General features: G+C 70.1%; 20 protein-coding genes. 9 read left to right on the forward strand and 11 right to left on the reverse strand.

Translation table 11 applies throughout. The annotated features are described in order from the left end of the window. The first annotated feature begins 75 nt into the window (after positions 1–75). Positions 76–2,199: a RecQ family ATP-dependent DNA helicase gene (locus tag DXT68_RS04930; RefSeq protein ID WP_045253116.1), complete on the forward strand. Its 2,124-nt coding sequence runs from the start codon at positions 76–78 to the stop codon at positions 2,197–2,199. Positions 2,200–2,236: 37 nt separating this feature from the next. On the opposite strand, the gene paaK is transcribed toward DXT68_RS04930, so the two are convergent. From paaK to DXT68_RS04960, 6 genes are all read right to left on the reverse strand, one after another. Continuing rightward, the gene (paaK, locus tag DXT68_RS04935; RefSeq protein WP_045253169.1) at positions 2,237–3,550 is read right to left on the reverse strand and encodes a phenylacetate--CoA ligase PaaK; all 1,314 of its coding nucleotides are present in this window, start codon (positions 3,548–3,550) and stop codon (positions 2,237–2,239) included. Positions 3,551–3,613: 63 nt separating this feature from the next. Then, the gene (gene paaI / locus DXT68_RS04940) at positions 3,614–3,997 is read right to left on the reverse strand and encodes a hydroxyphenylacetyl-CoA thioesterase PaaI (protein WP_052677630.1); all 384 of its coding nucleotides are present in this window, start codon (positions 3,995–3,997) and stop codon (positions 3,614–3,616) included. Positions 3,998–4,002: 5 nt separating this feature from the next. Further along, positions 4,003–6,084, reverse strand: coding sequence for a phenylacetic acid degradation bifunctional protein PaaZ (gene paaZ, locus DXT68_RS04945; protein ID WP_045253114.1), 2,082 nt, complete (start codon positions 6,082–6,084; stop codon positions 4,003–4,005). After that, a complete protein-coding gene (locus DXT68_RS04950; RefSeq protein ID WP_045253168.1) occupies positions 6,081–6,893 on the reverse strand; it encodes a 3-hydroxyacyl-CoA dehydrogenase family protein in 813 nt (270 codons plus the stop codon). Before DXT68_RS04950 ends, paaZ begins: the two co-directional genes overlap by 4 nt. Positions 6,894–7,042: 149 nt before the next feature. Beyond that, a complete protein-coding gene (locus tag DXT68_RS04955) occupies positions 7,043–7,774 on the reverse strand; it encodes an enoyl-CoA hydratase/isomerase family protein (protein WP_045252569.1) in 732 nt (243 codons plus the stop codon). Next, positions 7,771–8,958 carry a thiolase family protein gene (locus tag DXT68_RS04960; RefSeq protein ID WP_045252582.1) on the reverse strand — a complete coding sequence of 396 codons (1,188 nt, stop codon included), beginning with the start codon at positions 8,956–8,958 and terminating at the stop codon, positions 7,771–7,773. Before DXT68_RS04960 ends, DXT68_RS04955 begins: the two co-directional genes overlap by 4 nt. 111 nt (positions 8,959–9,069) lie before the next feature. On the opposite strand from DXT68_RS04960, the gene DXT68_RS04965 reads away from it, so the two are divergent. From DXT68_RS04965 to ptsP, 5 genes are all read left to right on the forward strand, one after another. After that, positions 9,070–9,681, forward strand: coding sequence for a TetR/AcrR family transcriptional regulator (locus tag DXT68_RS04965; protein ID WP_045252570.1), 612 nt, complete (start codon positions 9,070–9,072; stop codon positions 9,679–9,681). Between the two features lie 56 nt (positions 9,682–9,737). Next, positions 9,738–10,283, forward strand: a complete 546-nt coding sequence (locus DXT68_RS04970; RefSeq protein ID WP_082068756.1) for a GNAT family N-acetyltransferase — start codon at positions 9,738–9,740, stop codon at positions 10,281–10,283. A gap of 155 nt (positions 10,284–10,438) precedes the next feature. Continuing rightward, positions 10,439–11,431 carry a dihydroxyacetone kinase subunit DhaK gene (gene dhaK, locus DXT68_RS04975; protein WP_045252583.1) on the forward strand — a complete coding sequence of 331 codons (993 nt, stop codon included), beginning with the start codon at positions 10,439–10,441 and terminating at the stop codon, positions 11,429–11,431. Further along, on the forward strand, positions 11,431–12,093 hold the full coding sequence (gene dhaL, locus DXT68_RS04980) for a dihydroxyacetone kinase subunit DhaL (RefSeq protein WP_045252572.1): 663 nt from the start codon (positions 11,431–11,433) through the stop codon (positions 12,091–12,093). Before dhaK ends, dhaL begins: the two co-directional genes overlap by 1 nt. Beyond that, a complete protein-coding gene (gene ptsP / locus DXT68_RS04985; RefSeq protein ID WP_082068757.1) occupies positions 12,093–14,621 on the forward strand; it encodes a phosphoenolpyruvate--protein phosphotransferase in 2,529 nt (842 codons plus the stop codon). The genes dhaL and ptsP overlap by 1 nt, the downstream gene beginning before the upstream one ends. A 37-nt stretch (positions 14,622–14,658) precedes the next feature. On the opposite strand, the gene DXT68_RS04990 is transcribed toward ptsP, so the two are convergent. Continuing rightward, positions 14,659–15,978 carry an MFS transporter gene (locus DXT68_RS04990; RefSeq protein WP_045252573.1) on the reverse strand — a complete coding sequence of 440 codons (1,320 nt, stop codon included), beginning with the start codon at positions 15,976–15,978 and terminating at the stop codon, positions 14,659–14,661. 430 nt (positions 15,979–16,408) lie between these two features. Here DXT68_RS04990 and DXT68_RS04995 point away from each other — a divergent pair, with 430 nt between their 5' ends. Then, positions 16,409–17,518, forward strand: a complete 1,110-nt coding sequence (locus DXT68_RS04995; RefSeq protein ID WP_162829109.1) for a sensor domain-containing protein — start codon at positions 16,409–16,411, stop codon at positions 17,516–17,518. Positions 17,519–17,543: 25 nt separating this feature from the next. Here the strand turns inward: DXT68_RS04995 and DXT68_RS05000 are convergent, their stop codons facing one another. The 3 genes from DXT68_RS05000 to pdhA are packed head-to-tail and all read right to left on the reverse strand — an operon-like array spanning position 17,544 to position 21,165. Further along, positions 17,544–19,016, reverse strand: coding sequence for a dihydrolipoamide acetyltransferase family protein (locus DXT68_RS05000; protein ID WP_082068758.1), 1,473 nt, complete (start codon positions 19,014–19,016; stop codon positions 17,544–17,546). Continuing rightward, entirely contained in the window at positions 19,013–20,041 is a 1,029-nt protein-coding gene (locus DXT68_RS05005; RefSeq protein WP_045252575.1) for an alpha-ketoacid dehydrogenase subunit beta, read from the reverse strand. The genes DXT68_RS05000 and DXT68_RS05005 overlap by 4 nt, the downstream gene beginning before the upstream one ends. Further along, positions 20,038–21,165, reverse strand: coding sequence for a pyruvate dehydrogenase (acetyl-transferring) E1 component subunit alpha (gene pdhA / locus DXT68_RS05010; RefSeq protein ID WP_045252576.1), 1,128 nt, complete (start codon positions 21,163–21,165; stop codon positions 20,038–20,040). Before pdhA ends, DXT68_RS05005 begins: the two co-directional genes overlap by 4 nt. 151 nt (positions 21,166–21,316) lie before the next feature. Here pdhA and DXT68_RS05015 point away from each other — a divergent pair, with 151 nt between their 5' ends. Both DXT68_RS05015 and DXT68_RS05020 read left to right on the forward strand, forming a co-directional pair. Beyond that, positions 21,317–21,754, forward strand: a complete 438-nt coding sequence (locus tag DXT68_RS05015) for an Lrp/AsnC family transcriptional regulator (protein WP_174233191.1) — start codon at positions 21,317–21,319, stop codon at positions 21,752–21,754. A 133-nt stretch (positions 21,755–21,887) separates the two neighbouring features. After that, a complete protein-coding gene (locus tag DXT68_RS05020) occupies positions 21,888–23,333 on the forward strand; it encodes an aldehyde dehydrogenase family protein (protein WP_045252577.1) in 1,446 nt (481 codons plus the stop codon). A 77-nt stretch (positions 23,334–23,410) separates the two neighbouring features. Here the strand turns inward: DXT68_RS05020 and DXT68_RS05025 are convergent, their stop codons facing one another. Continuing rightward, positions 23,411–24,250, reverse strand: coding sequence for a molybdenum cofactor biosynthesis F family protein (locus tag DXT68_RS05025; RefSeq protein ID WP_045252578.1), 840 nt, complete (start codon positions 24,248–24,250; stop codon positions 23,411–23,413). Between the last annotated feature and the right edge of the window lie 17 nt (positions 24,251–24,267).

The raw sequence follows: 24,267 nt of genomic DNA on the forward strand, positions 1-24,267 counted from the left end.
GCAGCCGGGGCCGGGCGCGGACAGGGCTGTGGACGGAGGGGCCGGGGTGTCGGTGGGGTCGGGCAGAGTGGAGGCATGACTTCCTCCGCACCCGTCGACACCCGCGGCGCCGCTCTCGGCGCGCTGCGCGAGCTCGTCGGCCGCCCCGACGCCGACTTCCACGATGGTCAGTACGAGGCGATCGAGGCGCTCGTCGAGGGCCGGCGTCGTGCTCTCGTGGTGCAGCGCACCGGGTGGGGAAAGTCTGCGGTGTACTTCGTCGCGACGCTGCTGCTGCGGCGTCAGGGTGCGGGGCCGACCGTGCTCGTCTCGCCGCTGCTCGCTCTGATGCGCGACCAGATCGCTGCGGCCGAGCGGGCGGGGGTGCGCGCGGTCGCGATCAACTCGACCAATGCGCACGAGTGGTCCGAGGCGATGCAGCAGCTCGACCGCGACGAGGTCGACGTGCTGCTGGTGTCGCCCGAGCGACTCAACAACCCGGCGTTCCGTGAGCAGCAGCTGCCCGCTCTCGTGCGGCGGATCGGCATGCTGGTCGTCGATGAGGCGCACTGCATCAGCGATTGGGGGCATGACTTCCGCCCCGACTATCGGCGACTGCGCGATCTGATCGAGCAGATGCCCGTCGCGGTGCCCGTTCTCGCGACGACGGCCACGGCCAACAGCCGGGTCGTCGCCGATGTCGCCGAGCAGCTCGGCACGGGCGCAGGGCAGGAATCCGGCGATGGCCCCGAGGTGCTCACGATCAGAGGCCCGCTGGCCCGCACCTCGCTGCGTCTCGGGGTGCTGCGCCTGCGCGATTCGGCGAGCCGCCTCGCCTGGCTGCTGAGCCACATCGACGATCTGCCAGGCTCGGGCATCATCTACACGCTGACGGTCGCCGCGGCCGTCGACACCGCGCGGCTGCTGCGCGAGCACGGGCACGAGGTGCGCGCCTACACGGGCCAGACCGACACCGACGAGCGCGCGGAATCCGAGGCGATGCTGAAGCGCAACGAGGTCAAGGCTCTCGTCGCGACGAGCGCTCTCGGCATGGGCTTCGACAAGCCCGACCTCGGCTTCGTGCTGCACCTCGGCGCCCCCTCGTCACCGGTCGCGTACTACCAGCAGGTCGGTCGTGCGGGCCGCGCGAGCGAGAGCGCCGACGTCCTGCTGCTGCCCGGCGTCGAAGATCGCGACATCTGGCACTACTTCGCGACGGCGTCGATGCCCGACCGCGAGCGGGCGGAGCGCGTGATCGGCGTGCTCGGCGATCAGCCGATCTCGACGCCGGCGCTCGAGGCGATGGTCGACATCCGCCGCACGCCGCTCGAGCTGCTGCTCAAGGTGCTCGACGTCGACGGAGCGGTGCGACGAGTGCAGGGCGGATGGATCGCGACCGGGCAGCCGTGGGCGTACGACGCCGAGCGCTATGAACGCATCGCGGCCGAACGTCGTGCCGAGCAGCAGCACATGATCGACTACGAGCAGACCGACGGATGCCGGATGGAGTTCCTCCAGAGATCCCTCGATGACGACACCGCCGCGCCCTGCGGTCGGTGCGACAACTGCGCGGGGGTGTGGTTCCCGAGCGAGATCGGCGAGTCCGCGACCACGCAGGCGGCGCACTCGCTCGACAGGGTCGGCGTGCCGGTCGAACCGCGTCGCGCCTGGCCGACCGGGGCCGATCGGCTCGACGTCCCCGTCAAGGGACGCATCTCCGCCGATGAGCAGGCGGGGGAGGGGCGTGCCCTCGCACGTCTGACCGACCTCGGCTGGGGTGGCACGCTGCGGGAGCTCTTCGCGGCGGGAGCCGCCGATGCTCCCGTCACCCCGCAGGTTCTCGGCGGATGCGTGCGGGTTCTCACCGAGTGGGGGTGGGCGCAACGCCCCGTGGCGGTGGTCGCGATGCCCTCACGGTCGCACCCGCTGCTCGTGGACTCGCTCGCCCGGGGGATCGCCGAGATCGGCCGCCTTTCCTATCTCGGCGCGCTCGATCCGGTGAACGGCGGACCGACCGGGCAGCCCGGCGGCAACAGCGTCTTCCGTCTCGCCGGTCTGTGGAACAGGTTCAGCGCGCAGGGTCTCGACATCCCCGAGGGTCCGGTCCTGCTCGTCGACGACCTGGCCGACAGTCGGTGGACTCTGACCATCGCCGCCCGCACGCTCCGTCAGGCCGGTGCCACGGAGGTGCTTCCGTTCGTCCTCGCGCTCCGCGGCTGATCGCCTCTACGCGATATCGCGTAGAGGCGATCCTTCCTCAGCGCAGGTCGTACACGCGCTTGTACTTGCCCTCGCTCCGGGGGAGCGTGCCCGGCTCCTCCACCTCGACGTCGACGCTGGTGCCGATATGCATCTTGATCCGGTGGGTGAGCACCGCCGCGGCAGCCTCGCACTCCTCGGCACTCAACGACGGGTGCCGCTCGATGCGCACCGTCATCGTGTCGAGCTGACCGACACGATGCAGCTCGAGCACGAAGTGCGGCGTCAGGGTCTCGATGCCCATCACGAGTTCTTCGATCTGCGTGGGGAAGAGGTTCACGCCGCGCAGGATGATCATGTCGTCGTTGCGCCCGGTGATCTTCTCCATGCGCCGGAGCGCCGGGTAGGTCGTGCCCGGGAGAAGCCGTGTGAGATCCCGCGTCCGGTATCGGATGACGGGGAACGCCTCCTTGGTGAGCGAGGTGAAGACCAGCTCGCCGAGTTCACCGTCCGCCAGCCGCCCGCCGGTGTCGCCGTCGATGATCTCGGGCAGGAAGTGGTCCTCCCAGATGTGCGGGCCGTCTTTCGTGAGTACGCTCTCGCTCGCGACACCCGGGCCCATCACCTCGCTGAGACCGTAGATGTCGACCGCGTCGATGTTCAACCGTCGCTCGATCTCTCGCCGCATCTCGTTCGTCCAGGGCTCTGCGCCGAGCACCGCCACCCGCAACGACGTCGTCGTCGGGTCGATCCCGGCCGCCTCCATCGCATCAGCGATCGTGAGCAGGTAGCTGGGGGTGCAGAGGATCGCGTCCGGTTCGAAATCGGTGATCAGCTGCACCTGCCGCGCTGTCTGTCCTCCCGATACGGGGATCGCCGTGGCGCCGAGCCGTTCGATGCCGGCGTGTGCCCCGAGTCCTCCGGTGAAGAGCCCGTAGCCGTAGGCGTTGTGGACTTTCATCCCCGCCCGGATACCGGCGGCGTGCAGCGACCTCGCGACCAGGTCGCCCCAGCGGTCGAGGTCGCCCTCGGTGTAGCCGACCACGGTCGGACGCCCCGTCGTGCCGGACGACGCATGGACGCGCCGCACCTCGGGCAGGGGCACGGCGAACATGCCGAACGGGTAGCTCTCGCGCAGGTCCGCCTTGGTGGTGAAGGGCAGCTTCTGCACGTCGTCGAGCGTGCGGATGTCGTCGGGGTGCACACCGTGCTCGGCGAACGTGCGGCGGTACACGGGCACGTTCTCGTACGCGTGGTGCACGGTCCACTGCAGGCGTTCCAGCTGCAGACGGGCGAGCGCCTCGGGTTCATGCAGCTCCGGTTCGGTGCCGATCTCGCTGCGCTGCTCGATCTCGGTGCGGTACTCGGTCATCGTCGACTCCTTCGTCGCAGGGGGATTCTCCGCACGATCGCGGATCATGGGGTGCACGCCGACTCACGCCGTCTGCGACCGGTTCGTCGTCAGTGAGCGACCGCGCACCTCGGCGACCACGTCACCCGAGTCGTCGGTGACGGTGACGTCGTAGAGCCCGTTCCGGCCGCTCACGACCCGGCGCACCGCTCGTGCGGTCAGGCGCTGGCCCGCGGTCGTCGACTTCAGGAAGGTGATGTCGGCGCCACCGGCGACGGTGACCCGCTCATCCTCGTTGCAGGCGATCGCGAAGGCGGTGTCGGCGAGAGTGAACACCAGACCACCGTGGGTGATCGCGAAGCCGTTGAGCATGTCGTCGCGCACCGTCATCGACACGATCGCCTCTCCCGGTACGTCGAGCTCGATGACCATGCCGAGCATCGCCGAGGCGGCATCGCGCTGCATCATGGGCCTCATGCTGCAGCGACCTCGGCGGTGTCGTCCTTCTCGACGAGGGTCAGGACGTCGTAGGTCGCGACGAGCTCGTCGCTCTGGTTGCGGATCACGGCATCCCAGCGCACCTCGCCGTACCCGTCGGTCTCGCGGGGCGTGATCTGCTTGGCGGTGAGCTCGACGCGGATCGTGTCGCCGGGGGAGACGGGGGTGATGAACCGCAGGTTCTCGAGCCCGTAGTTGGCGAGCACGGGGCCGGGCTCCGGGTCGACGAACAGTCCGGCGGCCCACGAGACGAGCAGGTAGCCGTGGGCGACCCGACCGGGGAAGAACGGGTTGGCGGCGGCGGCCGCCTCATCCATGTGCGCGTAGAACGTGTCGCCGGTGAAGTGCGCGAAGGTCTCGATGTCGGCGAGCGTCACCTCGCGCGACGCGGACACGATCTGATCGCCGATGCGGAGCTCTGCGAGCGACTTGCGGAACGGATGCCGGCCGTCGCTGCGCGCGGCGGCTCCCGCGTGCCACACGCCGGTCAGCGCGGTGAGCATGTCGGGCGATCCCTGCACGGCGGTGCGCTGCATGTGGTGGAGCACCGCACGGATGCCGCCGAGCTCCTCGCCGCCGCCGGCCCGGCCGGGACCGCCGTGCACGAGGTTCGGCAGCGGGGATCCGTGACCGGTCGACGATCGGGCGTCATCGCGGTCGAGAAGCAGCATCCGGCCGTTGAAGGGCGCGATGCGCGCGGCCAGCTCCACAGCCTGCACGGGGTCGTGGGTCGCGATGCTCGTGACGAGCGAGCCCCCGCCCCGCGCGACGAGCGCTGCCGCGTCGGCGGTGGTGTCGTACGTGAGCAGCGACGAGACCGGGCCGAAGGCCTCGATCGAATGCGCGGCGTCGGACTGCGCGTCGTCGAAGCGCAGCAGCATCGGCGCGACGAACGCTCCGTCGGGGGAGGGTCCTGTCGAGCCGTCGGCGAGGCGCACCTCGGGGTCGTCCGTCGTGCCGACGACGATCCGGCCGCCGGCCGCCTGCAGTCTGCCGACCTGTCGCAGCACCTCGTCGCGCTGCGCGATCGAGGCGAGCGGGCCCATGGTGACGCCCTCGCTGCGCGGGTCGCCGAGCACGGTCTTCTCGGCGATGCGCGCCTGCACGGCGGCGATCACGGCATCCGCCGAGCCCGTCGGCACGATCGCGCGACGGATCGCCGTGCACTTCTGGCCGGACTTGCTCGTCATCTCGGTGACGAGCTGGCGCACATAGGCATCGAACTCGGGGGTGCCGTCGACGGCGTCGGTGCCGAGCACCGACGCGTTGATCGAGTCGGTCTCCGCGGTGAAGCGCACTCCTCCGGTCTGCACGACGGGGTGGGCCTTGAGGCTCTCCGCCGTCGACGCGCTGCCGGTGAATCCGACGATGTCCCCCAGCCGCAGGTTCTCGAACAGCTCGGGAACGCTTCCGCTGACGAGCTGGAGAGACCCTTCGGGCAGCAGTCCGGACTCGACGAGGATGCGCACCATCGCCTCCGCCAGGTATCCCGTCGGGGTGGCGGGCTTCACCAGGGTGGGCATTCCGGCGAGGAACGCCGGAGCGAACTTCTCGAGCGATCCCCACACGGGGAAGTTGAACGCATTGATCTGCACCGCGACGCCGGGCAGCGTCGTGTAGACGTGACGACCGAGGAAGGATCCGTCCTTCGAGAGCGGTTCGACCGGACCGTCGACGTGCACGCGGCTGTTCGGCAGCTCGCGTCGTCCTTTGCCGGAGTATGAGAACAGCACGCCGATGCCGCCGTCGATGTCGACCCAGGAGTCGCTCTTCGTGGCACCCGTGCGGGATGACAGTGCGTACAGCTCCTCCTTGCGTTCGGTGAGCGCCAGCGCGAACTGCTTCAGCAGCACGGCGCGCTGATGGAAGGTGAGCGCGCCGAGACTCCTCTGTCCCACCGAACGGGCGTGCTCCAGCGCCCCGGCGAGGTCGAGGCCGTCGGTGGAGACATGCGCGACGACGTCGCCGGTCGATGCGTCCCGCACCTCGGTGGACCGCTCAGGGGTCGACGGGGTCCACCACTCGCCCTGGACATAGCTCGGCAGATACTCGGTCATCTCTCCTCGTTCCATGCGTAGAACCCTTCGCCGCTCTTGCGGCCCAGCTTTCCTTCGGCGACCAGACGTCGCAGAAGATCCGGCGGAGCGAAACGCGCGCCGAGCGTGCGCTCCAACTCCTCGGCGATCCCCAGGCGCACATCGAGGCCGACCACGTCGGTCGTGCGCAGAGGGCCCATCGGATGCCGGTATCCGAGCGTCATCGCCGCGTCGATGTCGGCCGCCGAGGCGACTCCCTCGTCGAGCATCCTGATCGCTTCGAGGCCGAGCATCACGCCCAGTCGGGACGAGGCGAAGCCCGGCGAGTCGCTCACGACGATCGGTGTCTTGCCGAGAGCGCGCACCCATCCGGTCGCGCTGTCGACGATCGCCGTCTCGGTCCGGCTGCCGCGCACGATCTCGACGAGTGCCGATGCCGGCACGGGGTTGAAGAAATGCAGACCGAGAAAGCGCTCGGGGCGCCGTCGGTCTGCGGCCAGGTCGTCGATCGAGATCGACGAGGTGTTGCTCGCCAGCGTCGCGTGAGCGGGCATCGCGGCTTCGGCGCGGGCGAGAGCATCGTTCTTGAGGGCGCGCTCCTCGGGTACCGCCTCGACCGCGAGGTCGACCGCGGCGAACGCCGCGATGTCGGTACCGGTCGTGAGCCGGTCGGCGAGCTCTGCCGCATCCAGAGAGGAGTCGCGCTCGACGGATCGACGGATGCTGTCGCCGATGCGCGTCAGGGCGGCCTCGGCGCTCGCCGCGTCCCGCTCGACCACGCTCACGTGCGAACCCGCGAGCAGGAACGCATGCGCGATGCCGGCGCCCATGCGCCCGCCGCCCAGCACACCGACGTGTGCCGGTGCGACGTGGGCGCGCTTCGTCTCGCTCCGCTCGCTCAGCGGGCGGGTGGGGTCGGTCCGCTCGCTCGGCGGGCGGGTGGGGTCGGTGCGCTCGCTCGGCGGGCGGGTGGTCCCGCTCATCGGGTCTTCCTCTCGAGGAATGCGGTCATCCGGCGGTGCTTCTCGGGCGAGTCGAACAGCTCGGCCTGCAGCTCGAGTTCGATCGCCGGGTGCTGCGCTCGCGGCGTGCGCAGGGCCCGCTTCGTGAACCGGGTCGCCAGTGGGTCGTTCGCCGCGATGCGATCGACGATCCCGTGGGCTGCGGCGAGCAGCTCGTCGGCCGGATGCACCGACGAGACCAGGCCCCAGCGCAGTGCCTCCTCGGCGTCGAGCGCACGCCCGGTGAGCAGCAGCTCGCTGGCTCGCGCCTCGCCGACGATCTCGGGGAGGCGCCATGTCGCGCCGGCCGCCGCGATGATCCCGAGTCCGGTCTCGGGGTTGCCGATGCGGAGGGACGGCGTGGCGACGCGGATGTCTGCGGCGTAGGCGAGTTCTGCCCCGCCGCCGAGGGCGTAGCCGTCGATCGCGGCGACCACGGGCATCGGCAGCTCGTGGATGCGGATGAACACGGTCGCGTTGATGCCGCGCCTGGCGTCGTCGGCGGTGCGGTCGCGCAGCTGTGCGATGTCGGCGCCCGCAGCGAAGACACCGCCCGATCCCGCGAGGATCAGCGTGCGCGGAGCCTCTTCGAGCACCGCGCACAGCCCGTGCAGCGCGTCGACCGTCGCCTGATCGATGGCGTTGCGCTTCTCGGGGCGATCCAGCGTCGCGACGATCCGGTCGTCGTGCTCCTCGATGTGCAGAGTCATGTCAGGCGCTCGACGATCATGGCGGTGCCCTGCCCGACGCCCACGCACATCGTGGCGAGTCCGTAGCGGGCGTTCTCGCGCTCGAGTCGTCCGAGAAGCGTCACGATCAGTCGGGAACCGCTGGATCCGAGCGGATGGCCGAGCGCGATGGCGCCACCGTCGGCATTGACGATCGCGGGGTCGAGTCCCAGGCGGCGGATGCAGGCGAGGGACTGCGAGGCGAAGGCCTCGTTCAGCTCGACGGCGCCGAGGTCGTCCACGGTCAGACCCGCCTTGGCGAGCGCCTTCTGCGTGGCAGGCACCGGCCCCAGTCCCATGATCTCGGGAGCGAGGGCGGCTGTGGCCGATGCCACGATGCGCGCACGCGGGCGCAGTCCGTGGCTCTCGACGGCTTCGGCACTCGCCACGACGATCGCTGACGATCCGTCGTTCAGCGAGCTGGAGTTCCCTGCGGTGACGACCTCGCCGCCGGCGACGACCGCACGCAGCCGCGCGAGTGCGTCGAGGGTGGTGTCGCGTCGCGGTCCCTCGTCGGTGTCGACGAATCCGCGGCCCGTCTCGACGCCGACGATCTCGGCGGCGAAGCGCCCGGCGTCGATCGCGGCGATCGCCCGCTCGTGGCTCTGCAGAGCGAAAGCGTCGGCATCGGCCCGACTGATCGCATCGACGCGCGCGACCTCCTCCGCCGTCTCCGGCATCGAGAAGGTGGCCTTGTCGCGCTCGCTCAGCCGGGGGTTCGTGAAACGCCAGCCGATCGAGGTGTCGAACGCGGCACCGGGCCGTGCCCATGCCCGGTCGGGCTTCGCCTGCACCCAGGGCGCACGGGTCATGGATTCGACGCCGCCCGCGATGACGAGGTCGGCGTCTCCTGCGCGCACGGCATTCGCGGCGAGGGCGATGGCCGACATCCCCGAGGCGCAGAGGCGGTTGACGGTCAGGCCGGGGATCGAATCGGGAAGGCCCGCGAGCAGCACGGCCATGCGCGCCACGTTGCGGTTGTCCTCGCCCGCCTGGTTCGCGGCGCCGAGGATCACCTCGTCGATCTCCTCGACGGGAAGACCCGACCTGCGGGCGGTCTCACCCACCACCAGGGCTGCGAGGTCGTCGGGGCGGACGGACGCAAGGGCCCCTCCGTAGCGCCCGACGGGGGTGCGGACGCCATCGACGAGATAGGCCTCGGACATCATCATCCTCTCGATCACCCACGCTGGCGATAATTTCAGACCGATCGGTCAGGAATACGATCTCAGATCGGGAGGCGAATGGCAACTCCGCGGGAATGACAGACTTGGCGCATGTCGCAGCCCCGATCCGATGCACCCGCCCCCCGACGCGGCCGGCCCGGCTACGACCGCGAGCAGGTGCTCGCCGTCGCGGTCAAGGTGTTCAACGAGCAGGGCTACGACGCGACCAGCGTCGCCGACCTCAGCGCCACCCTGGGACTGACGAAATCGGCGCTCTATCACCACTTCGACTCCAAGTCGGCGATCCTCGAGCTCGCCCTGAACGACGCGCTCGACGCTCTCGAGGCCGTCGTGGATGACGCGACCGCCCGGCATCCGCTCGCCTCCGACCGTCTGCGATCGATCATCCGCGGGGCCGTGCGCGTGCTCACCGAGAAGCTGCCCTCGGTGACGCTGCTGCTGCGGGTGCGCGGCAACGGCGACGTCGAGACGGCCGCGCTGGTGCGCCGCCGCGCGTTCGACCAGAGGGTCACCGCGATCGTCTCCGAGGCCCAGGCCGAGGGGCTCATCCGCGATGACGTGGATGCCGCGGTCGCGACGAGGCTGATCTTCGGCATGATCAACTCGGTCGTGGAGTGGTATCGACCCGGTGGTCCCGTCGATCCCGACGAGCTGGGTGAGGACATCCTCCGAGTGAGCCTCGACGGACTGCAGTCGCGCTGAGAAGGGCGAGCGTCGAGGCGGCACCACGCGAGTCCGCCGTTCGCTAGGTTGAGCGGATGACACTTGCGCTGCGGCCGATGGTGCTCACCGACGCGGAGGTGTTGGCGTCGTGGGCGACGGATCCGGTGTTCTGCGCTCACTCCGGGTGGACCCAGCGATCGACCGCCGACGCGGCGGTGCCGTGGTGGCGTGCAGCGATTGCAAATCCGGATCCGATGTTGACGCGTCTCCTTGCTGTCCGTAGCGACGAGCCCGTCGGGCATGTCGATCTCCATGGAGATGCCGTCGGGCTGCGCGAGCTCGGGTTCCTCATCGGCCCTTCGCATCGATGGCGTCAAGGACTGGGATCGGAGGCAGCGGCTGCGGGCCTCGCCTACGGTTTCACCGTTCTGGGGCTCTCGCGGATCTGGGCGGAGGCCGTGGAAGCGAACGTCAGTTCGGTGCGAATTCTCCGAGGGCTCGGAATGCGAGAGACGGGCCTGGGCGGATCCGAAGCGTTCCTCGGCTCTCCCTCGCGATATCGACGCTTCAGTCTGTCGCGCGATGAATGGTCGCCGACGGCAGGAAAGTCCCCGGAGCCGGCCGACAGTCGACCTGCATAGTTCTCGGCGGCGGGACCGGGTGCGGACAGGTCATCACACCCCCCGCTCGCGAGTACTGTTGCGGGCGGTCTCGCGCAGGAGCATATTCGACAGTGACGAATACCTTTCCGATATCGCGAAAGTTCGCCGCCGCAGAGATCAAGGGAGATCGAACGATGAAGAAGCTCATCAACAACCCCGCCGATGTGCTGGCCGAATCGCTGCGGGGCGTCGCACTCGCGCATCCGGAGCTGTCCGTCGACCACGAGACCCAGGTGATCACGCGGGCGACGCCCAAGGCACAGGGCAAGGTGGCGGTGGTGTCCGGAGGCGGATCCGGGCATGAGCCGCTGCACGGCGGCTACGTCGGTGTCGGGATGCTCGATGCGGCCGTGGCAGGCGAGGTCTTCACCTCGCCCACCCCTGACCGCGTGCAGGCCGCGACCAAAGCGGTCGATCGGGGTGCCGGAGTGCTGCACATCGTGAAGAACTACACCGGCGACGTGCTGAACTTCGAGATGGCCGCGGAGCTCGCAGCGATGGAGGGCATCGACGTCGGCACCGTGATCGTCGACGATGACGTCGCCGTGCAGGACTCCCTCTACACGGCAGGGCGCCGTGGCGTGGGGCTCACCGTGCTGCTCGAGAAGCTCGTCGGCGCGGCGGCCGAAGAAGGCCAGGATCTCGCCGCGGTGGTCGAGCTCGCGCAGCGGATCGTCGGGCAGGGGCGCTCGATGGGTATGGCGCTCACGAGCTGCACCGTGCCCGCGGCGGGGAAGCCCACGTTCGATCTTCCGGACGACCAGATGGAGATCGGCATCGGCATCCACGGCGAGCCGGGCCGGCACCGGGAGCCCCTGGCTCCGGCGTCCGAGATCGCCCGCCAGCTCGTCGAGCCGATCCTGGCGGACCTCGACGCGGCCGGACCCGCGATCGTGATGCTCAACGGCATGGGCGGATCGCCCCTGATCGAGCTGTACCTCATGTACGGCGAAGTCGTGCCGCTGCTCGAGAAGGCGGGTGTGCAGATCGCCAGAAACCTGGTCGGCGACTACATCACCTCGCTCGACATGGCCGGATGCTCGCTCACCGTGCTCAAGGCCGATGACGAGCTGCTGCGATTGTGGGACGCTCCCGTGAACACCCCCGGCCTGCGGTGGGGCGTCTGATGGCGGCGCTCGGGACGGCGGAGCTGTCGGCATGGATCCACGGGTTCCGCGACGTGGTCGCCGAGAAGAGGGAGTGGCTCACCGAGCTCGACTCCGCGATCGGCGACGCCGACCACGGCGCGAACATGGCCAGGGGTATGGATACGGTCGTCGCGAAGCTCGACGCGGGCGTGCCCGACACGGTCGACGAGCTGCTCAAGACGGTGGGTATGACCCTCGTCAGCTCGGTCGGTGGCGCGAGCGGCCCGCTGTACGGCACCCTGTTCCTGCGCATGGGAATGGCCGCGGGGCCGGTGACCTCCCTCGACGTCGCGGCTCTGGCCGCCTCGCTGCGGGCCGGACTCGACGGGATCGTCGCTCGCGGCAAGGCCGAGGCGGGCGACAAGACGATGATCGACGCGATGGCCCCGGCGGTCGATGCCTTCGATGCCGAGGCCGCCGGCGGTGCGGATCTCGGTGCGGCCACGGCGGCGGCGGCGCGGGCCGCGGCATCCGGTCGCGACGCCACCGAGCCCCTCGTCGCCCGCAAGGGACGCGCGAGCTACCTGGGCGAGCGCAGCGCCGGTCACCTCGACCCCGGCGCCGCGTCGACCACGCTGCTGTTCGAGGCGCTCGCCCGGGCCACCGCGGAGACCGCCTCGCCTGCAGCGGAATCGTCCTGATGATCGGCATCGTCGCCGTCTCCCACAGCGCTCGACTCGGGGAGGCGGCGCTCGAGCTCGCCCTGCAGATGGTGCAGGGCGGGGGAGTGCGCGTGCGCGTCGCCGCCGGGGCGGGTGCGGATGCCGACGGCGCACCCGTCCTCGGGACGGATGCGGTCGCCGTGGCCGCGGAGATCGACGATCTCGCGTCGGACTGCGACGGCGTGCTCGTGCTGATGGACCTGGGATCCGCGGTGCTCAGCGCGGAGCTCGCCCTCGAGTTGCGGTCGAGCGATGTGCCGGTGCGCCTGACGCCCGCGCCGTTCGTGGAGGGTCTGCTCGCCGCCGTCGTGTCTGCGGCGTCCGGCGGCTCGCTCGATCTGGTCGCAGGGGAGGCCTCGGCAGCGTTGGGTGCGAAGACGGGGCAGCTCGGCGGGCCGGAGGCCGATTCGACGCCCGAGGAGGTCGCTGCGACCGGGCTGGCCCCTGAGGCGGACTCTGACGCGGTGACACGCGTGGTCGTGGTGCGCAATCCTCTCGGCATCCATGCTCGCCCCGCCGCTCTGATCGCCGAGGCATCGGCCGGGGCGGACGTGCGGCTTCGACGGTTGCCCGACGGCCCGGACGCCTCGGCGGCGAGCCTGACCCGCGTGCTCATCCTCGGCGCTGCACAGGGTGACGAGATCGAGCTCTCGGCGAGCGGGGCCGATTCCGAGGCTGTGCTCGCACGCGTGGCGGCCCTGTTCGATGATGGCTTCGGCGAGGGGACCGGGATCGCGACGGCCGCGCCCCGGGCAGCAGGCCCGAATTCCCGCGAGCATGCATCCTGGGCGACCGACCCGACCCCCGGTGTCCCCGTGACCCTCGTGCGCGCCGGGACCGTGCTGCGCGGTCGAGGGGTGAGCGGTGGTCGAGTCGCGGCGCCGGCGGTGCTGCTGGGGCCTCCGGTCGACGAACCCGATCCCGGCGTCGTCATCCCCGCTTCCGACCGCGAGCGCGAGGTGTCCGCGATCGAAGGGGCGTCGGTGGCGGTGGCGGATCAGCTGCGCAGCCGCACCGCACGGGCGACCGGAGAGGCGCGGGCGATCCTCGACGCGTCGCGCCTTCTCGCCTCCGATCCTGAACTGGTCGGTGAGGCATCTGTGCTTGTGCGCACGAAGGGGCGTTCTGCGGCGCGCGCCGTGTGGGAGACCGCGGTCGCGCACGAGGCGGGGCTGACCGCGCTCGGGGGGCGGATGGCCGAGCGTGCTGCCGACATCCGCGACGTCCGTGATCGTCTCGTCGCCGAGATCCTCGAGATCGACGTGCCAGGCGTCCCCGACCGCGATGAGGCGTTCGCCCTGGTCGCGATCGATCTCGCGCCTGCCGATGCCGCAGCTCTCGCCGGTGGCAACTGCGTCGCGCTCGTGACCGAGAAGGGCGGACCCACCTCGCATACCGCCATCATCGCGCGATCGCTCGGGATCCCTGCCGTGGTGGGGGTCGCGGGGTCGACCAGAATCGTCTCCGACGTCACCGTGCTCGTCGACGGCGACCGCGGGACCGTCGAGATCGACCCCGACGAGGCCACGGTGGCAGCGGCGGAGGCGGCAGCTGTCGCTGTGCCGTTCAGCGGCGAAGCCGTGCTGGCCGACGGGCGACGCATCAGCCTGCTCGCCAATATCGGCGGGGCGGCCGATGCGGACGCCGCCGTGTCAGCCGGAGCCGAGGGCGTGGGGCTCTTCCGCACCGAGTTCTGCTTCCTCGACAGGGTCGACGCGCCGTCGATCGACGAGCAGGTCGCCGCCTACCGTGGCGTGCTCGCGGCCTTCCACGGTCGTCGGGTCGTGGTGCGCACATTGGATGCGGGCAGTGACAAACCGCTTCCCTTCGCGAACGCCGATACCGAGGAGAATCCCGCGCTGGGGATACGCGGCCTGAGGATCGCACATCGCTCGCCCGCGCTGCTCGACGATCAGCTCCGCGCGCTGGCGCTCGCAGCCGAGGCGGAGTCCGCGGTCGTCGAGGTGATGGCACCGATGGTGGCGACCGTCGACGAGGCCCGCGCCTTCGCCGAGAGCGCCCGCTCCGCAGGGCTCATGACCGTCGGCGTCATGATCGAGACTCCCTCGGCGGCGCTGCTCGCCTCGGAGATGCTCGAGGTCGTCGACTTCGTCAGCATCGGCACCAATGACCTCGCCCAGTACACATTGGCGGCGGACCGCCTGCTCGCCGAGCTCGGCGAGCTGAACGACCCCTGGCAGCCCGCCGTCCTCCGGCTGATCGGGGCGGTCGGCGACGCCGGTCGCCGGTGGGATCTGCCGGTCGGGGTCTGCGGTGAAGCCGCCGCGGATCCCGCTCTCGCACCGGTGCTCGTGGGCCTCGGCGTCACCTCGTTGTCGATGACGCCGCGGGCGCTCGGTCGCGTCGCCGCCGCGCTCGCCGCTGTCACCGAGGCGCAGTGCGAGGCCGCTGCGGAAGCCGTGCTGAGGGCGGCGACCGTGGCCGACACCCGTGCGGTGGCGATCGCCGCCCTCGCCGCAGGAACGGCCGACGGGCCGATCGTATGAACGACCGGCCCGTCGAGTGGGTGGAGCAGTGCGCCGCTCAGGCGTGCAGGTCGACGCCCTTGGGCTCCTTGACCAGCGAGACCGCGACGAGCGAGATCACGGCCGCGACAGCGATGTAGACGCCGATGGTCCACGCCGCCTGGAACTGGTTCATCAGCGACTCGGCGATCATCGGGGCGAACGCGCCGCCGAGGATGGCGCCCAGCGCGTACCCGATCGAGACGCCCGAGTACCGGACGTTGGCGGGGAACATCTCGGCGTAGAGCGCTGCCTGCGGACCGTAGGAGAGACCGAGCGCGAACGTCATGACGAACAACGCCACGAAGTACCAGAAGATGTTCGCGGTGTCGATCAGGAACCACATCGGCACCGCCCAGAGCGCGAGCGCGATGTACCCGATCTGGAAGGTGCGGACGCGCCCGAGTCGATCGGAGAGATGGCCACCCCAGAGCGTGAAGATGAGCCATCCGAAGGACGCGAGCGTCGTGGCCAGCAGCACTGGCGGCCGCTCCATCCCGAGGGCGGTGACCGCATACGTCGCGAAGAAGGCGATCAGCAGGTAGCCGGCGGCGTTGTTGCCGATGAAGATGAGTGCGGTGAGCACGACCTGCTTGGTGTTCTTGCGGAACAGGCGGCCGAGCGGGGCGGAGGCTTCCTGGCGGCGGCGACGGAGGTCTTCGAAGACCGGGCTCTCGTCGACGGCGCGCCGGATCACATAGCCGACGGCGATCAGCACGATCGACAGCAGGAACGGGATGCGCCAGCCCCATTCGAGGAACGCCTCGGGCGACATCGAGCTGGTGAGTACCCAGAGAGTCGCCGTCGCGAGGATCATGCCGATCGGAACGCCGATCTGCGGGAAGGCGCCGAAGAGCCCTCGGCGGTTCTTCGGGGCATGCTCAACGGCCATCAGGGCAGCGCCGCCCCATTCGCCTCCGGCCGAGAACCCCTGCAGGATCCGCAGCACGATGAGGAGGATGGGTGCGGCGACCCCGATCGCGGCATAGGTCGGGAGCAGGCCGATGAGGGAGGTGGACAGTCCCATCATCACCAGGGTGAAGACCAGCATCTTCTTGCGCCCCAGCTTGTCGCCGAGGTGACCGGCGACGATGGCGCCGAGGGGGCGGAAGAGGAAGGAGATCCCGATGGTGGCGAAGGACAGCACCTGCGCGAACCCCTTGTTCTCCTCCGCGATAGGCGCGAGGAACAGCGGGGCGAGGACGAGGCCGGCGGCCTGCGCGTAGATGAAGAAGTCGTACCACTCGATCGAGGTGCCGACGAGGGTGCTGGCGAGGACCCGCCGTTCCTCGCCCGGCATCCGGGCTGTCGAGCTGCGTGCGGAGACTGCTGACGTCATGCGAACTCCATCGTTCTGCAATAGGGGGAAGGCGACGCTGCGTCGCCCCGATCAACTTACCGAATGATCGGTCAGTAAAGCGAGAGTAGCCTATGCGTGCATCCGGCCTCCGAGATATGCGGTGCTCGGCATGCGATTCCTCTCGTTCTGATCTCGACATGGACGCGACTCTCGTCGGCGGGTCGACGCGTCCGTATGCTCGCCGCAGGGGCACGTCGGATCTCGACGTGACGAACGAGCGGGAGGGCATGTCATGCGTGTGGTGAATCGTGGACGAGTGCAGGTCGTCATCGGAGTCGTCGGGGTCGGAGCGCTTCTCGCGCTGACCGCCTGTGCGCCCGCGGAGGAGGCTTCGCCGCCGCCTTCACCGACCCCAGAGTCGTCGTCGCCGGAACCGTACTCGGGGCCCGTATCCTTCGTCGCGGATGAAGTGTCGTGGCTTCTGCCTTCTGCAGACGACATCGTCACCCTGATCCCCTCGGCGGTCGACGTCAGCGGGCCGTCCGACGTGCTGGAGCAGATCTCGGACGGCGGTGGACCGGAGTTCGCTCCCGCGATCTGCGGTGTGCTCTATATGGAGCAGACGCTCGGCTCACTGGCGACCCGGACGATGTCCTGGTCGATGCCGAGCGACACCGAGTTCTCCCGCAACAGCGTCGTCGCCATGCAGTTCGCCGACGAGGCGCACGCAGCCGCGCGCATGGATCAGCTCGAGCGCGCAGCAGCCGAGTGCGGAGAGTTCGACTACGACGGCCGCAACACCTTCGAGTCGGTCGTCGCGGAGGAGCAGGACGGCGTCCGTGCGTTGGCGGGGGCGCTCAACGCGGATCCTTCCTCAGGCGGCTGGAGAGTCTTCCACGGGTTCGCCGCCGTGGGCAACGCGGTCGTGCACCTGCAGACATCCCTCCCCGAGTCCGCACCGATCGACCCCGCGGCCGCCGCGGAGCTGCTGCAGGCGACGGCGATCTCCGGCGAGTCCGAACTCGTCGAGAAGCTGACCGCGACGCCCCCGGCGACGTCGACAGAGCCGGTGGGTGACGCCGCCGGGCCCTGGGGCGAGTGGTCGATCACCGGATCGGGCGTCGGCCCGATCCGCCTCGGTGACACGCTCGACGAGGTTGCGGCTGCGGTGCCCGATGCCACGGTGACGCCGCCCGCCTACGACGGCGGAGCGTCGATCTTCACGAGCCCCGACGGAGTCTCCTCGCTGTCGGTGACGGTCGCCGAGAGCGAGACGATCTCAGAGATCACCGTCGGCGCGGTCTCCGACGAAGAGGAGGCGGGAGCCGATGGCACGGCCTCGCCGCATGCGCTCGAGGTGCGGATCGGTGATCCTCTCTCGTCGGCCGTCTCCGCGTTCCCGTCCGGAACGCGGGTGCACGTCGTCTCGTCGGGTCAGTGGGCGTACTTCGTCGCCGACAGGGACGGACGCCTCCTCGTCTTCCACACGGCTCGGGACGACGCGGGGGCCCCGGACGCCCGGATCATCGGCATCACGACCGCCGACGCCACGCTGCGCGGTGACCTCACCGTGGAGTGATGCCCGAAGTGCGTCCGCTCGGCTCTCACGCCCTCCCGAAAGCGCGAAGCGGGTGCTCGATGAGCTCGGTGACGCGGCGCAGGAAGCTCGCCGCGTATCCGCCGTCGCACACCCGGTGGTCGAACACGAGAGACAGCTGAGCGATTCGTCGCGGGACGATCTGCCCCTCGACCACCCAGGCTCTCTCGATGATGCGGCCGATGCCGAGGATGGCGACGTCGGGATGGTTGATGATCGCGGCGGATCCGTCGACGCCGAGTCCGCCGTAGTTGTTCAGGGTGAACGTCGAGCCGCGCAGCCGCTCAGGAGGCATGGACCCCGCTCGTGCGGTCGCGGACAGTTCTCGCAGGGCGCCGTCGAGCTGCTCGATGCTCAGCGCGTGCGCGCGGGGGATGACCGGGACCATGAGCCCGCGCGCGGTGTCGGCGGCCACGCCGAGATTGACCCCGTCGAAGGAGATCAGCTCCGAGCCGTCGTCGCTCAGACGGGACGCGAGCACCGGGTGGTCCTCGAGCGCCATCAACACGAAGCGTGCGATCAGCGCGGTGACCGAGGGCGCCTTGCCCCCCTCGGGCGCCATCTGCGTGCGGAGCGTCCACAGGTCGGTCGCATCGACGTCGACCCAGACGGTGGCCTCGGGGATCTCGGAGCGGCTGCGCGCGAGTTTCGCGCTGACGGCCTTGCGCAACGCCGACATGCGCTCGCGTGAGGCGACGGGCAGGCCGTCGACGACATCTCCACGGAGGGCGGCGTCGGCGCGGGCGTCGGAGTCCTCACGACCACCGCCCGGGCGACCGATGCCCACCGGGGAGCCGTGATGCGAGGCGGCCGCGCCGTCGACCGCGACGTCCACCGCCGCCGCGAGGACGTCGGCGCGGGTGACGGCGCCGTCGTGCCCGGTCGGAGCGATCGCGTGCACGTCGATCCCGAGGTCACGGGCGAGGCGTCGGACGAGAGGGGAGCGGACCGCCACGGCGCGCCGCGCCGGGGCATCAGATTCGCTCCGCACGGTCTTCCGCTCCGTCTCCGTGGATGGCGCCGGCTCCGGCTCCGTCGCCGTCATCGCAGTGGGCGTTCCCGCGGACGGAGTCGATCGTGCGGGGGTCTGCACGCGCGGTCGCCGGCGGCCCGATGCGCCCCGTTCCGTCGTGCCGTAGCCGATCAGCACGTTGCCCGAGCCCGCGCGCTCCTCTTCGCGGTAGGCGTCGTGCTCGACCTGAGCCGACGAACCCGCGCTCGGGCCCGCGTCGCCGTCGGCGACTTCGAGCACCGGCGCGCCCACGTCGATCGTCTCGCCGGGCTCTCCGTGCAGCGCGGTCACGACACCTGCGAAGGGCGAGGGGAGCTCGACGACGCTCTTGGCCGTCTCGACCTCGGCGATCGCCTGATCCGTGGCGACGGTGTCGCCGACCGCGACCAGCCACTGCACGAGGCCCGCCTCGGTCAGCCCCTCTCCGAGATCGGGCAGACGGAAGACCCGGGTGGTCACCGCGGTCATGATTCGTCCTCCCAGTGCAGGGAGTCGATCGCGTCGAGGATGCGGTCGACGTCCGGCAGATACCAGTGCTCGAGCTTCGGCGGGGCGAAGGGCGTGTCGAATCCGGTGACGCGGCGCACGGGCGCTTCGAGGTACTCGAAGCAGCGTTCGAAGACGCGCGCCTGGATCTCCGATGCCACGCTCGCGTATCCCGGTGCCTCAGCGATCACGACCGCGCGACCCGTCGTCCGCACGGCGGCGGTCACGGTGGAATCGTCGAAGGGCGACAGCGATCGCACGTCGACGACCTGCACGCTGCGGCCCTCGGATGCCGCGACCTCGGCCGCCTCGAGCGCGAGTGGCACGGCGGCGCCGTAGGCGAGGAGGGTGACATCTGTGCCGTCGCGCGCGATGCGGGCGGTGCCGATCTCGGCCGTGACGGACGTGTCGACCTCGCCCTTGGTCCAATACAGCTTCTTCGGCTCGAGGAAGATCACCGGATCGGGTGAGGCGATCGCCGCGCGCAGCAGCGAGTACGCGTCCTGCGGCGTCGACGGGCTGACGACGGTGAGGCCCGGCGTGTGCGCGTAATACGCCTCGGAGGAATCACAGTGATGCTCGACCCCGCCGATGCCGCCGCCGAACGGGATGCGGATCACCAGCGGCATCCGCACGCTTCCGCGGGTGCGGTTGCCGAGCTTCGCCACATGGCTGACGACCTGCTCGAACGCGGGCAGGGCGAAGGCGTCGAACTGGAGTTCCACGATCGGTCGCATGCCGTTCATGGCCATGCCGACGGCGGTGCCGACGATGCCGGATTCCGCGAGCGGGGTGTCGAAGCACCGGTCCTCGCCGAACCTCGCGGTGAGACCGTCGGTGATGCGGAAGACGCCACCGAGGGCGCCGACGTCCTCGCCGAAGATCACGACATCCGGGTCGGCCTGGATGGCGTCGGCCAGGGCGAGGTTCAGCGCCGCGGCCATGCTCATGGTCGACACATGCGACGGACGCTCGTCGACGCGGACGTCCTCGTGGGCGATGGTCATCGGGAACCTCCGGTGGTGGCATGCGCGGTCTCTTCGGCATCCGCCGCCCGCGTCCGTTCGATCTCGCCGCGGAGCATCTGCCACTGCTCCTCGCGCTGGGGGGACCGCGTCTCGGTCACGAAGCGGAAGAGGTCCTCCGGGTCGATGTCGGTGTCCGTGTTGAGGGCCTCTCGCATCGCCGCCGCGATGCGCTCGGCACCGGCCGCATACTCCGCCTCGAGCTCGGCCGTGAGCGCGCCGACCCCGGTGAGGTGCGTCCGCAGACGCGTCAGCGGGTCACGAGCCCCCCAGGCCCGCACCTCCTCGCGCTCGCGGTAGCGCGTGTCGTCGTCGGCATTGGTGTGTGCCTGCATCCGATAGGTGTGGGCCTCGACCAGGGTCGGACCGCCTCCCGAGCGCGCCCGATCGACGGCCTCACCGAGCACGGACAGCACTGCGGCGACGTCGTTTCCGTCGACGCGCTGCCCCGGCATCCCGTAGCCGATCGCCTTGTGCGCGAGGGAGGGGGCCGCGGTCTGGCGGCTGAGCGGCACGGAGATCGCGAACTCGTTGTTCTGCACGAAGAAGACGACGGGCACGTGGAAGACCGCGGCGAAGTTCATCGCCTCGTGGAAGTCGCCCTCGCTGGTCGCGCCGTCACCGCACAGGGCGATCACGACGGTGTCCTCTCCGCGCTGCTTCGCGGCGTATGCGAAACCCACGGCATGCAGCAGCTGCGTCGCCAGGGGAGTGGCCTGAGGGGCGACGCGATGGGCCCGCACGTCGTAGCCCGAGTGCCAGTCGCCCTTAAGCAGCACCATCGCCTCGGCGGGCGCCACGCCTCGAGCGATCACCGCGACGGAGTCCCGGTAGGTGGGGAAGAGCCAGTCCTCGGCGGCGATGGCGAGCGCGGCGCCGATCTGGCAGGCCTCCTGGCCGTGCGACGACGGGTACACCGCCAGGCGCCCCTGTCGCACGAGAGCGCCGGCCTGATCGTTGATGCGACGTCCGTCGACGAGCCCCCGGTACGCGGCGAGCAGTGTCTCGATGCTCGGCATCGCATACGTCTCATCCGCGACGACCGAGCCGTCGGCATCGATCAGCTGCACCGCCGTGTCTCGCGGAAGCATCTCTGCGTGTTCCATCCGTCCGCCCTCCTTGCCGAACTCGGTGACGCCAGCTTGCCCCGCAGTGCGACAGTCGTCCACGACTTTCACTTGATCGTGGACGATTGCGCGATCCCTGCAGATTCGCGTGGCAAACTGACAGAAATCCGTGACCGGACGAAGGGGTGCCATGATCACGCTGGACGACACCGACGAGGCGATCCTCGTGGAGCTGAGACGCGACGCCCGCGCCTCGATGACAGCCATCGCCGAGGCCGTGCACATCTCCCGGGCCGGCGCCCACGCCCGCATCAAGCGCCTCACCGACGCGGGCATCATCACCGGTTACTCCGTGCGCACCGACCCTGTGCTCCTCGGGCACCACGCGAGCGCCTACGTCACGCTGGCGATCGAGCAGGCCACCTGGCAGGAGGTGAGCGCCCGACTGCGCACGATTCCCGAGATCGAGCACATGGCACTGGTCGGCGGGGACTTCGACGTGATCCTGCTCGTGCGCGCGCGCGACGCCCGTGACCTCCGCCGCATCGTGCTGGAGGACATCCAGGCGATCCCGTCGATCCGCTCGACGCGCACCACCCTCATCTTCGAGGACTTCACCCTGATCTGAACGCCCGGGGGCGCATCCCTTCGCGGTCGGACATCTGCGGCGCACTCCTCGACAAGTGCGCCGCGACGACCCATTCGACAATGAGATGAGCGCGCCGGATCCTCGGTGTGCGACCCGCTCGAAGGAGAGTCCGATGTCCGAATCCGCCGCATCCGCAGCCGCCGCGCTGCTCGACCGCATCCAGGCTCCGGAGGGTGGGGGGCGAGAGATCCCGGATGCTGCGACGCGCGACGTCATCGGTCGCGCGCCCGTGCACTCGGTCACCCATCTGGACCGCGCGATAGCGCGGGCGAAGGCCGCCCAGCCGGGGTGGGAGACCCTCGGCCATGAGGAGCGCAGCGCGCTGCTCGTCGCCGCGGCTGACGCGATCGACGCCCACGCGGAGGCTCTCGCGCATCTGCTCTCCCGTGAGCAGGGCAAGCCGTTGAACGGCCCGAACGCCCGTTTCGAGCTGGGTGCCTGCTCGGCCTGGCTGCGCACCAACGCGGCGACCGTGCTCGACCCGCAGGTGCTCGTCGACGACGAGACGCTGCACGCCGAGCTCGTGTACAAGGCAGTGGGCGTCGTGGGAGCGATCGGCCCGTGGAACTGGCCGCTGATGATCACGATCTGGCAGATCGGCCCGTCGCTGCGCATGGGCAACACGGTGGTCGCGAAGCCCAGTGAGTACACGCCGCTGAGCGTGCTCGCACTGCTGGCGGTGATCAACGACGTGCTTCCGGCCGACGTGCTCATCGGGGTCTCGGGCGATCGCGAGGTCGGCGCCCGCCTGGCGTCGCATCCCGACATCGACAAGATCATGTTCACCGGCTCCACGGCCACCGGTCGCCGGATCATCGAGAGCTCGGCCGGGAATCTCGCCCGCCTGACCCTCGAGCTCGGCGGCAACGACGCCGGGATCGTGCTGCCGGGCACGGACGTGACGGCCATCGCCGAGGATCTCTTCTGGGGCGCCTTCATCAACACCGGTCAGACCTGTGCGGCGCTGAAGCGCCTCTACGTGCACGACTCGGTCTACGACGAGGTGGTCGACGCGCTCGCCGGGATCGCCGCCTCCGTGCCGATCGGCAACGGGCTCGACGAGAACAACGTGCTGGGGCCCCTGCAGAACCGGGCGCAGTTCGACATCGTGTCGCGGCTCGTCGAGGAGGCGAAGAGCCGTGGTGCGCGCGTCGTGACCGGCGGCGAAGCGGCTCCGGAGCTCGGTGAGCTCTTCTACCGCCCGACGATCGTCGCCGACATCGACAACGACGCGGCGCTCGTGCAGGAGGAGCAGTTCGGCCCCGCGCTGCCGGTGATCCGGTACAGCGACGTCGATGAGGCCTTCGCGCTCGCCAACGCGGTCGAGGTCGGTCTCGGGGCGTCCGTGTGGTCGAGCGACCCGGACGCCGCGCGTGAGGTGGCGACCCGCATGCAGTCCGGCACCGTCTGGATCAACTCGCACGGCGGCCTGCACCCGATGGTGCCCTTCGGCGGGGTGAAGAGCTCGGGCTACGGCCTGGAGTTCGGCGTCGAGGGACTCAAGTCGGTCGCCGTGTCTCAGGTCGTGTCGGGTCCTGGGCGCACGGCTCAGGCATGAAGAGGTGACGAACGGATGCCGGCCTCAGCCCGGGGATCACAGATCCGCGGCTGAGGCCGGCATCGGCCGTCACGACGTCAGAGCTTCCCGAAGTTCGCCGGCTCGAGATCCGCCGCGTGATGGGTCGTGGAGAGCAGACGGCCGTGAGCGCCGAAGGTGAAGTGCGTCGGCACCTCGCCCGACTCGTCGAGGCCGAAGAGCACACCGTGCGAGCGGATCGCGGTCACGTCGCGGTGGTCGGCGATCGTCACGGATGCGCACGGGATGACCTTCTCGCGCCACGCGAAGACGTAGATGCCGGGGCGCACCTCCCACACGCTGTTCTCGTCGGTGTCGGCGAGACCGCGCTCGGGGCCGGCGAGGCACTGCCACGAGTACCAGCGCTCCGAGAGGTAGACGTGCTCGTACGCATGCTCCTCGCTGTACACCCACTCGACCCTGCGGCCGATCAGCGTCGTGGTGGGAGCGGGCTCGACCCCGGTCACGGTGGCCCCCTCGATCACGGAGGGGGCGAAGACGTGCTGCACGCGGGTGCGTCCCTGCTCCGGCGCAGGCAGGATCACCGAGATGATCGCGAGCGCGCGGCCGTGGCGGAGGTCGACCACCAGGGAGATCGCCTCGTTCGGCAGGTAGTTGTGGTGGAACTGCACGAAGTAGAGGTCCTCGTCGACCTCGAAGGCCTCGTAGTCGTCGGTGTCGGTGGTGGCCTGAGTGGTGTCCTCCGCACCCGGGCGGTAGTCCCAGGTCACCGTGGTGTCGGCGAACCGGTGCGAGATGCGTGTTCCTCGGGCATCGACGACAGTGATCTCCCGGCCGCTGAGCGCCGTGGAGTGCGGTGCCTTGTTGGCGTCGAAGCCGGGGGCGAGGCCTTCGAGGGGCAGCCAGGTCGAGGTGTCTGCGGGGTTCAGAGTGGTCATGTCTCTCCTTGGAGGGG

This window comes from Microbacterium foliorum (genome assembly GCF_003367705.1).
Lineage (GTDB): Bacteria > Actinomycetota > Actinomycetes > Actinomycetales > Microbacteriaceae > Microbacterium > Microbacterium foliorum.

Bases quoted from the DNA above. Each gene is read 5' to 3' on its own strand.
- DXT68_RS04930 (WP_045253116.1), top strand. From the start codon at position 76: ATGACTTCCTCCGCACCCGTCGACACCCGCGGCGCCGCTCTCGGCGCG.
- paaK (WP_045253169.1), bottom strand. From the start codon at position 3,550: ATGACCGAGTACCGCACCGAGATCGAGCAGCGCAGCGAGATCGGCACC.
- paaI (WP_052677630.1), bottom strand. From the start codon at position 3,997: ATGATGCAGCGCGATGCCGCCTCGGCGATGCTCGGCATGGTCATCGAG.
- paaZ (WP_045253114.1), bottom strand. From the start codon at position 6,084: ATGACCGAGTATCTGCCGAGCTATGTCCAGGGCGAGTGGTGGACCCCG.
- DXT68_RS04950 (WP_045253168.1), bottom strand. From the start codon at position 6,893: ATGGGCGCCGGCATCGCGCATGCGTTCCTGCTCGCGGGTTCGCACGTG.
- DXT68_RS04955 (WP_045252569.1), bottom strand. From the start codon at position 7,774: ATGACTCTGCACATCGAGGAGCACGACGACCGGATCGTCGCGACGCTG.
- DXT68_RS04960 (WP_045252582.1), bottom strand. From the start codon at position 8,958: ATGTCCGAGGCCTATCTCGTCGATGGCGTCCGCACCCCCGTCGGGCGC.
- DXT68_RS04965 (WP_045252570.1), top strand. From the start codon at position 9,070: ATGTCGCAGCCCCGATCCGATGCACCCGCCCCCCGACGCGGCCGGCCC.
- DXT68_RS04970 (WP_082068756.1), top strand. From the start codon at position 9,738: ATGACACTTGCGCTGCGGCCGATGGTGCTCACCGACGCGGAGGTGTTG.
- dhaK (WP_045252583.1), top strand. From the start codon at position 10,439: ATGAAGAAGCTCATCAACAACCCCGCCGATGTGCTGGCCGAATCGCTG.
- dhaL (WP_045252572.1), top strand. From the start codon at position 11,431: ATGGCGGCGCTCGGGACGGCGGAGCTGTCGGCATGGATCCACGGGTTC.
- ptsP (WP_082068757.1), top strand. From the start codon at position 12,093: ATGATCGGCATCGTCGCCGTCTCCCACAGCGCTCGACTCGGGGAGGCG.
- DXT68_RS04990 (WP_045252573.1), bottom strand. From the start codon at position 15,978: ATGACGTCAGCAGTCTCCGCACGCAGCTCGACAGCCCGGATGCCGGGC.
- DXT68_RS05000 (WP_082068758.1), bottom strand. From the start codon at position 19,016: ATGACCGCGGTGACCACCCGGGTCTTCCGTCTGCCCGATCTCGGAGAG.
- DXT68_RS05005 (WP_045252575.1), bottom strand. From the start codon at position 20,041: ATGACCATCGCCCACGAGGACGTCCGCGTCGACGAGCGTCCGTCGCAT.
- pdhA (WP_045252576.1), bottom strand. From the start codon at position 21,165: ATGGAACACGCAGAGATGCTTCCGCGAGACACGGCGGTGCAGCTGATC.
- DXT68_RS05015 (WP_174233191.1), top strand. From the start codon at position 21,317: ATGATCACGCTGGACGACACCGACGAGGCGATCCTCGTGGAGCTGAGA.
- DXT68_RS05020 (WP_045252577.1), top strand. From the start codon at position 21,888: ATGTCCGAATCCGCCGCATCCGCAGCCGCCGCGCTGCTCGACCGCATC.
- DXT68_RS05025 (WP_045252578.1), bottom strand. From the start codon at position 24,250: ATGACCACTCTGAACCCCGCAGACACCTCGACCTGGCTGCCCCTCGAA.